Origin of the sequence: Mordavella massiliensis (assembly GCF_016901695.1) — a bacterium.
GTDB lineage: Bacteria > Bacillota > Clostridia > Lachnospirales > Lachnospiraceae > Claveliimonas > Claveliimonas massiliensis_A.
Window position 1 is genome coordinate 186,776 of the sequence record NZ_JACJKS010000005.1, and the last position, 7,259, is coordinate 194,034.

Here is a 7,259-nt window from a genome sequence, read left to right on the forward strand (position 1 = left end):
AGCCCGGACAGTCATTATAATAAAATGCGAAGAAGAAACGTCTGCGGACCAGAACAGCGCGAAGGCGCGTCCTTATCTGAATCTGACAGGGGCTTGTACTGGTTTCGACGGGGGTTTGGAAGTTGGAGAAGCCATCCGTAGCGGGACACTACGTTAAAAGTTCCAATTAAAAATAAACGCAGACAATAGAGAATTAGCGTACGCTGCCTAATTTGGCGGCAGTCGGCCCCAGGTCATCCGCTGCCTGAGTCACCGGCTTCAACAAGGCGGAGCACTTCGTCTCCAAAGCTTTGAGGGGATGGAAGACTTTATGAAGCTACTGAAACCGGAAGCCTGTCATTAGGCGGCCGGCAGAGGGAATGTCAAACTAATGACTGTGATGGGAGATGCTCTGATGGAAAGGCTTTCGGACGCGGGTTCGATTCCCGCCAGGTCCACTCGGCCGCGAAAGGATGAACACCTGCAGCGGTCCGTACCACACAGGAGGAAACATAGCTCAGCAGGGAGAGCGCTCGCCTGACTAGCGGGAGGCCATGGGTTCGAGCCCCGTTGTTTCCATCCGGAAAGTGCCGCATGTGCGGCACTTTTTTTGCGCGCAAACGAGGCGCCGGCCTTAAGCCGACTCCGAATACGGAGCTTTACAGGCTGAAGACCGCTAAATCCGTGGAGGTGTAAAAAAGAGGACCTGACGATGTTCGTGTCGAATTTTGATAGGTTTAAAATAAAGTTCGTGTATTTTAGTGTTAGAAATCAAGAAAAAATCACTTGTATTTACACGAATATGTGTTATACTATGTTCAGCACCTTGAAGGAGGTCTGGCAATGTATCGAAAAATAATGAGCTTCCTGGAAGCGTGGAAAGAAAACGGACATCGCAAGCCCCTGATTTTGCAGGGAGCAAGGCAGGTCGGAAAAACTTACTCGATTTTAGAGTTTGGACGCAGCTACTATGAAAATGTGGCATACTTCAATTTTGAAACAAATCCAAAGCTGAGCGAAACCTTTGAGGAAAATATCAGCCCTGATTATCTGATACCTATTTTATCCCACATTGCAGGACAGACGATAATAAAGGAAAAGACGCTGATAGTATTTGACGAGGTACAGCTTTGCGAACGGGCTTTGGCTTCGCTGAAATACTTTTGCGAGGACGCTCCAGACTATCATATCATAGCTCTCGGCAGCTTGCTGGGCGTGGCGGTAAGCAGGGCGAAATTCTCTTTTCCTGTGGGCAAGGTCGATATGAAAACCCTGTACCCTATGGATATGGAAGAATTTATGCTGGCTTTAGGCGAGGACGCTCTGGTAGCGCAGATCAAAAAGTGCTTTGAAACCGATACGCCGATGCCCTCTGCTCTGCACGATGCGGCGATGCTGCTTTACAGGCAGTATCTCGTTGTGGGCGGTATGCCTGAGTGCGTCCTGCAGTTCACACAGACAAGGGATTATATCCTTGTGCGCCACACGCAGGATACGATTTTGGCAAGCTATCTCAATGATATGAGCAAGTATAACAATCTGAATGAGATCAAAAAAACAAGGCTTGCTTATGATAACATCACCGTGCAGCTTTCCAAGAAAAACACCCGTTTCCAATATAAACTGATTAAAAAAGGCGGCAGAGCTTCCGAGTTTGAAAACGCTATCGAATGGCTCTGTCTGTCTGGTATCGTTTCACGGGTGTATAAGGTGGAGCAGATCAAAAAGCCTTTGGAGAATTACCGTGATATTGATGCGTTCAAGATTTATGTTTCCGACTTGGGGCTGCTCTGCGCAAAGAAAGACTTAGCGGCAAACGATGTCCTCTATATGGTCGAGGAGCTGAACGACTTTAAGGGCGGTATGGCTGAAAACTATGTCGATGTGCAGCTTACCATTAACGGATACAAGACCTACTATTGGGAGTCCGGACGCGAGGCTGAGATAGATTTTGTCATTCAGCGTGACGGTCAGCTTATCCCCATTGAAGTAAAGTCGGCTGACAACACCAGAGCAAAGAGCCTGAAGGTCTATATGGAAACCTATAAGCCTGCTTACGCCATCAAGCTCTCCGCAAAAAACTTCGGCTTTGAGGACAGTAAAAAGACCGTTCCTCTCTACGCCGCATTTTGTATCTAATGCTCGTCTTAGTCGGGGCAGTCAAAATGGCAGACCGTGTTGTCCGGGAAATGATGGGCTTGTAATTGTATATTTTTCTGCGCATATTGACTTGGTGGCATAAAATGAGTATAATATGGTTAGAATAATACTACCAAATACAAACGGGAGGTGTGGCTATGAATATTCGTCCATCCGCAGCAATCCGCCAGAATTACAACGAGATTGCCGAAATGTGCAGAAAGACAGCAGAGCCGGTTTTTCTTACCAAGAATGGCGAGGGAGATTTAGTCGTTATGGATATTGAAACCTTTAACCGCAGGGAGAAGATGCTGAAACTCCGTGAGGAACTGCTTGCGGTTGAGGAGGACAGGATGGCGGGAAGAACTGGCTGTACGCTTGATGAACTGGACGCTTATCTTGATGAAGTGATTGCAGAGGTATAGCGTATGGCAGCAAACAGCAAGTACAAAGTCATTGTTTCCGACAGGGCAAAAAGGATGTTAGGAACGCATATCCGCTTTATGGCGCAGGTCAATAAAGAGGCAGCGGCGGCAAAGAAAAAAGAGATTATGGCAGCGATGCGCTTTCTAAAGCAGATGCCGCAGCGTTTCCCTTACTTTGAGGAACTGTATATCACGCCGAATAAATATCACAAGATGTTCATTGAAAAGTGGTATCTTGTCCTTTACCAAATCCAAGACGATACGGTCTATGTAGAATATATCCTTGACTGCCGCAAGGATTACAGTTGGCTGATCAAATAGCAACAGAATATCAGAAGGGAAAATCGTGATAAGCTGAATGAACAGCCCCATCTGAGATAAGAATAAAAAGCCCTCAAACGGAAACCCGCTTGAGGACTGGATTTTCTGGCGGAGACGGAGGGATTCGAACCCTCGTACCGGCGATAAAACCGATAAACTGATTTCGAGTGTTTTACTCCGAACACACTTTAGCGGATTTTGAGAAAAAATGCCCCATTTTAAGGGTAAATGCTCTTGTCCGCAAAAAGGTGGTTTCTTCTCCGCTTCGGCTGCTTCCGACAGCTCGAAATGCGAGAGAACTATCGGAGAGAACTAACCGCATTTCTATCAAACATAATAGCCGAAAAATCCCGTAAAATCAATAGTTTTGAGGGATGCGGCAACCAATAAGGTCATTCGATTTCGAATGTGTTATGTGATATGGAAAGTGTTAGAAAGGAGCAGAAAATAATGCAAGAAAAACTACTTTATTTACAGGTAAAATCCGAGCTAAAAGCGGCGAAAAGCGGCAAAAAACCGTGAGTTCGAATAGGTTTCAAAAATGGCTCAAAAAAAGCCAAAAAGAGAGAACTTGGAGAGAACGGAGAGAACTCAGGAGAGAACAAAACCCCTTTTCCCACCTGCTTTTCAGGCACTCTCAAAATACTATTGGAGAGAACTTTTACACCTTTCTTCTGCTGTTGACCAAAAAGCGCAAAGAGGTGTAAGTGATGATTACAAAAAAATATTGCAACGAGATTTTGCAGCAATACCCCGAATACATAACCAAAGACCAGATGTACCGTATCTGTCATATCAGCAAAAAGACCTGCTTGTTTTTATTGGAAAGCGGTCTTGTGCCGAACATAGATAGCGGCAAAAAAACACGCCGCTTCAAAATCAAGACGGTTGATGTTATTCAGTATTTGAAAGACAGAGATGATTACCCAGAGCTATTCAAAGCTCCAGACGGCTTTTACAAAGGAAAAGGCGGAGATAAAAAAGCTCCGTCCTTTGATGAGGTGTTCACACAAGAGGATTTAATTCGTATGCGGCAGTATTATGAACGACTGCTAAAAAACAACCCAGATGTTATGTCGGTTGAACAGGTAGCTCAGTTTACGGGCTACAATAAAAACTCGGTTAGTCGCTGGTGTGGTAAAAAAGAGCTGAAATGCTTTTATATCAAACAGCGTTATCAAATCCCAAAAGAGTATCTATTGGATTTCCTTGTAAGCAGATATTTCATAGGAATTGCCGTGAAGTCTGTCAAGCACCAGAGGTTTAATGAGCAAATACGAAAATTGCGTACAGGCAGCGATGGCACAATGGCGTAATTTCTTAAACATATCTATAATGAAAAATGAAACGGAGGTATTCGTTATGAAAGATAAAACCTACCACGCATATCTGGATAGCCACGAGCGACAGTTGGTAATACATAGCCTTGTAGAGCTGAAAAACAGACTGATACAGGAAGGCAGATACACGGACTGCGTTGATGAGCTGATTTTCAAGGTTGTCAACGCTCCTGTTAAGAAAATGAAAATTGAACATATCTAAGGCACATCACACATAGCCGCTTATTCTTATTTTGCTAAGAGTAAGCGGCTTTTTTGCGTTCTCTCACTCTTTTACATAGCCGCCTTGACAAAGCGGCTAAATTTATGCGAAAGGAGGACGCACAAATGTCAAATTGCAAAGTGATTGCTCTGACCAATCAGAAAGGCGGTGTCGGTAAAACGACCACGGCGGTCAATCTGGGCGTGGGTCTGGTACAGCAAGGAAAGAAAGTCTTGCTCATTGATGCCGATGCACAGGCAAATCTCACAATGGCACTCGGCTACAACAGACCTGACGATATACCCATAACGCTCTCCACCGTAATGCAGAACATCATGGGATAATGCGTGTATCGAATCTTTCCATGCGTTACTGAAAAGGGAATGGATTAACCGCTTTAAAATTTTTAACTACCGGCATGCATATAAGTTGGTATTTGAATATATTGAAACATTTTATAATACAGTGCGGATCCACAGTCATTGTGGATATCTTTCGCCTGATCAATATGAGGAGAAGTATTATGCAGCATTAGACGAAAAAGCAGAAGCTTTGGCAGGGTAAGCCAACTTAAAAAAGGCATGTTTAATTTGTACTTTTTCTTGACATAGGACCACCTTGCCCACAAGGTGGGTGCGGGAAAGACCTTTGAAATGGTAGCCGCCGCACAGGAAAGCAAGCGGCTCGGACTTTGCAATAAAGCGATGTTCGTTGTCCCCAACCACCTTGTCGGTCAGTGGGCTTCCGAGTATCTGCGGCTGTATCCGAGCGCCAATATCCTTGTGACACGGAAGCAGGATTTTGAAACGGGAAACCGTAAAAAGTTCTGTTCCCGCATTGCCACAGGCGACTACGATGCGGTCATCATCGGACATTCACAGTTTGAAAAAATCCCGATGAGCATTGAACGGCAACGGGAGCAGCTCGAACGGCAGCTCGACGATATTGAGCGTGGGATTGACGATGTGAAAGCAAGCAAGGGCGAACAGTTCACGGTCAAGCAGCTTATGAAAACCCGAAAAGGGATAAAAGCAAAGCTCGACAAGCTCAACGATACCAAGCGTAAGGACACAGTTATCGACTTTGAACAGCTCGGCATTGACAGGCTCTTTATTGACGAGAGCCATTTTTACAAGAACTTGTACCTCTACACGAAAATGCGGAATGTCGGCGGCATTGCCCAAACCGAAGCGCAAAAATCAAGCGACCTGTTTCTAAAATGCCGTTATCTGGACGAAATCACAGGCAACCGAGGGACAGTATTCGCAACGGGTACGCCTATCAGCAATTCAATGGTAGTGCGCCCGTAAGGGGCTGTAATAATCTTACCTTGAGCAAGTAATAGGGCAAGGTATCAAAGCGGAATAATCCGCACCCTATCGTCACCCGACTTATCCAAAAGGGGAAACCCGATGGGGAGTGTAGCATGTCGGAGGGCACGAAACACGGAAACTTCCAAAGTGTTTGCGTGGTAGTGGCGAAAAGTTATGAATAAGGATGAAAGCTAAACTGCCTGAATGACAGTCGGAGATTGGGCAAAATGTTGCTCCATGCGTAAGGAAGTTATACTCGCATGTACTCTGGTGGATATGAGTCGGCCATGCGTATCCACAAGATACCCAGAGTAAATCAGCCATAGGATAATGGAAAACGACGAACGTCACATCCGAAATCATAACAGGCTTATGTTATTACAGTTCTAAACGGGGATTGCCTAAGGTAAAATGCCGAAAATCGGCTATGAGTGCTATGAGAAAAGTGACTCTGAATATTTACTATGGCAACAGAGTCTCCGTAGTAGTCCGAGGACGGGAAAGCCGTCCACATGGCGAAGGGAGACAGTCTTTCTTCAATACAAATAATAAGGAAAGGTGCGTGAGGCATTATGAGAAGTCCCGAAAATGTATTGAAAAGTTTAAGTGAAAAAGCAAAAAACAAAGAGTACAGGTACGAGAGATTATACCGTAACCTGTACAACCCAGAGTTCTATCTGCTTGCATACCAGAATATTGCGACCTCTCAGGGGAGCATGACGGCAGGTGCAGACGGATTCACTCTTGACGGTATGAGCATGGAGCGCATTGAAAAGCTCATTCAGAAGCTGAGAGACCACTCATACCAGCCGAACCCTGCAAGGCGTGTTTATATTGCGAAGAAAAACAGCAGTAAAAAGCGCCCATTGGGGATTCCGTCAACGGACGATAAACTGTTACAGGAAGTTGTCCGTATGATACTTGAAGCAATCTATGAGCCGACATTCTCTGATAATTCACATGGTTTCAGACCGAAAAGAAGTTGCCACACAGCGTTAAAAGAAATCGTAACGCTGTTCACTGGTGCAAAGTGGATAATCGAAGGAGACATTAAGGCTTGGGAAATGTAGGCGGTCAGCCTTATTGGTCGTGGTATGGCTTCAATGGGCGTGTGGAATGGTGTGCTTGTTTCGTATCGTGGTGTGCCAATGAGTGCGGCTATATCGAAAGCGGTGTGATACCGAAAGTTGCAGGCTGCGTGTTAGGCTCTCAATGGTTTAAGGACAGAGGACAATGGCAGGACGGCAGCTTCGAGCCATCGGCAGGTCAAATCATCTTCTTTGATTGGGAGGGGGATGGAGAAACAGACCACGTTGGTATCGTAGAGAAATGCGAAAACGGAATTGTCTATACCGTTGAGGGTAATTCTGGCGATGCTTGCAGGCAGAAACAATATGCTGTCGGAAGCAGCGTTATCTACGGTTACGGTATCCCAGAGACCGTTTCAAGTTTTGTGTAAATTCAAAAAACTGATATAAGATATGTCATTAGTTACTCTTGGGCAGAGCTGTTTTTTTGAGGTTCTGCCCTTGCTTGTATT

At 45.2% G+C, this 7,259-nt stretch carries 7 protein-coding genes, 1 tRNA gene, 1 other RNA gene and 4 pseudogenes; 12 read left to right on the forward strand and 1 reads right to left on the reverse strand.

The annotated features are described in order from the left end of the window. The first annotated feature begins 89 nt into the window (after positions 1–89). From ssrA to H6A20_RS05500, 5 genes are all read left to right on the forward strand, one after another. Positions 90–440: a transfer-messenger RNA gene (ssrA, locus tag H6A20_RS05480) on the forward strand. A gap of 45 nt (positions 441–485) precedes the next feature. Then, a tRNA-Val gene (locus H6A20_RS05485) sits at positions 486–558 on the forward strand. Positions 559–822: 264 nt separating this feature from the next. Beyond that, entirely contained in the window at positions 823–2,118 is a 1,296-nt protein-coding gene (locus H6A20_RS05490) for an ATP-binding protein (RefSeq protein ID WP_204906136.1), read from the forward strand. Between the two features lie 158 nt (positions 2,119–2,276). Next, complete coding sequence (locus H6A20_RS05495) at positions 2,277–2,543, forward strand: type II toxin-antitoxin system prevent-host-death family antitoxin (RefSeq protein WP_204906137.1); 267 nt, start codon at positions 2,277–2,279, stop codon at positions 2,541–2,543. 3 nt (positions 2,544–2,546) lie between these two features. Continuing rightward, positions 2,547–2,864 (forward strand): type II toxin-antitoxin system RelE/ParE family toxin, encoded by a 318-nt coding sequence (locus tag H6A20_RS05500; protein ID WP_204906138.1) that lies wholly within the window; start codon positions 2,547–2,549, stop codon positions 2,862–2,864. Positions 2,865–3,331: 467 nt separating this feature from the next. Here the strand turns inward: H6A20_RS05500 and H6A20_RS05505 are convergent, their stop codons facing one another. Beyond that, positions 3,332–3,658: a hypothetical protein gene (locus H6A20_RS05505; RefSeq protein ID WP_204906139.1), complete on the reverse strand. Its 327-nt coding sequence runs from the start codon at positions 3,656–3,658 to the stop codon at positions 3,332–3,334. A 42-nt stretch (positions 3,659–3,700) separates the two neighbouring features. On the opposite strand from H6A20_RS05505, the gene H6A20_RS13880 reads away from it, so the two are divergent. From H6A20_RS13880 to H6A20_RS05540, 7 genes and pseudogenes are all read left to right on the forward strand, one after another. Beyond that, a complete protein-coding gene (locus H6A20_RS13880) occupies positions 3,701–4,180 on the forward strand; it encodes a helix-turn-helix domain-containing protein (protein WP_204906140.1) in 480 nt (159 codons plus the stop codon). A 46-nt stretch (positions 4,181–4,226) separates the two neighbouring features. Continuing rightward, entirely contained in the window at positions 4,227–4,406 is a 180-nt protein-coding gene (locus tag H6A20_RS05515; protein WP_087375883.1) for a hypothetical protein, read from the forward strand. 125 nt (positions 4,407–4,531) lie between these two features. Beyond that, a pseudogene (locus tag H6A20_RS13730) lies at positions 4,532–4,744 on the forward strand (ParA family protein); the annotation flags it as partial. Positions 4,745–4,757: 13 nt separating this feature from the next. Further along, entirely contained in the window at positions 4,758–4,970 is a 213-nt protein-coding gene (locus H6A20_RS14000; protein ID WP_420846591.1) for an IS3 family transposase, read from the forward strand. A gap of 53 nt (positions 4,971–5,023) precedes the next feature. Continuing rightward, a pseudogene (locus H6A20_RS05530) lies at positions 5,024–5,716 on the forward strand (LPD25 domain-containing protein); the annotation flags it as partial. Positions 5,717–6,291: 575 nt separating this feature from the next. Further along, positions 6,292–6,774: pseudogene (locus H6A20_RS05535) on the forward strand (reverse transcriptase domain-containing protein); the annotation flags it as partial. A gap of 2 nt (positions 6,775–6,776) precedes the next feature. Further along, positions 6,777–7,178 (forward strand): annotated as a pseudogene (locus H6A20_RS05540) (CHAP domain-containing protein); the annotation flags it as partial. Positions 7,179–7,259 lie beyond the last annotated feature (81 nt).